This window comes from Blautia sp. AM47-4, from assembly GCF_003479865.1.
In the GTDB taxonomy this organism is placed as follows: Bacteria; Bacillota; Clostridia; order Lachnospirales; family Lachnospiraceae; genus Fusicatenibacter; species Fusicatenibacter saccharivorans.
The window spans coordinates 1-804 of record NZ_QUHY01000100.1 but is presented as its reverse complement, the minus strand read 5'-3'; the positions used below and the strand labels follow the sequence as shown (position 1 = coordinate 804).

The window sequence follows — 804 nt, the reverse complement described above, 5'->3', positions numbered from 1 at the left end:
CCTCTGTTCGGACTCTGGCTACAATCCTTCCTGATCCAGCTTACCATGATTGCCTTAAACATCGTGATCTTCGTCATCGTATATGGCCGTATGATTGAAATTTATTTACTCACAAGTTTAGCGCCTATCCCGTTTGCCACCGTCCCCAACAGGGAAACCGGACACATGGGGCAGAACTATTTCCGCTCCCTCTTTGCGGTGGGATTTCAAGGTCTGTTGATCTTAGTCTGTGTTGCCATCTATGCGGTGCTGATCCAGAGTATCGCCGCCGACGGCGACCCCATCGGGGCGATCTGGGGATGCGTGGGATATACGGTGCTGCTGTGTTTTACCTTATTCAAAACAGGCAGTCTTGCAAAATCCATCTTCGGCTGCCATTAAGAGACTTCGGGCCATGATGACCCGAAGCGGAAAGGAGCAATCCATGCAGGAAAAAACTGCGGGCGGAACACCAGCCGCCCCTATAAAGCTGGATGTAAGCGTGCGGGTCATCGAACCTGTGAAAAATCTGATGGGCTTTGCCAGCGTGAAATTCAATGACTGCTTTGTGGTGGAAAATCTGAAAATCGTACAGGGCAGCAAGGGACTCTTTCTTGGGATGCCCAGCCAGCCGGACGGCAAAGGCGGCTACCGGGATATGGCCTACCCTGTCACAAAGGAGTTCCGGGAACAGCTCAACACCGCTGTTCTGCAAGCCTATGAGGCAAAGCTGGAACAGATGGCGGAGCGCGGCTCTGTGGGGCGTGCGTCCATCAGCGACCAGCTCAAAGCCGGAAAAGCGGCTGCCGAACAGGCAAAGGCAGA

General features: G+C 53.5%; 2 protein-coding genes. Both read left to right on the top strand.

The annotated features are described in order from the left end of the window. On the top strand, positions 1–381 hold a 381-nt coding region (locus DW965_RS18805; protein ID WP_243036694.1), incomplete at its 5' end, for a VirB6/TrbL-like conjugal transfer protein, CD1112 family. Positions 382–424: 43 nt separating this feature from the next. After that, positions 425–804, top strand: a 380-nt coding sequence (locus DW965_RS18800; protein WP_243036693.1) for a SpoVG family protein, incomplete at its 3' end; no start/stop codon positions are given.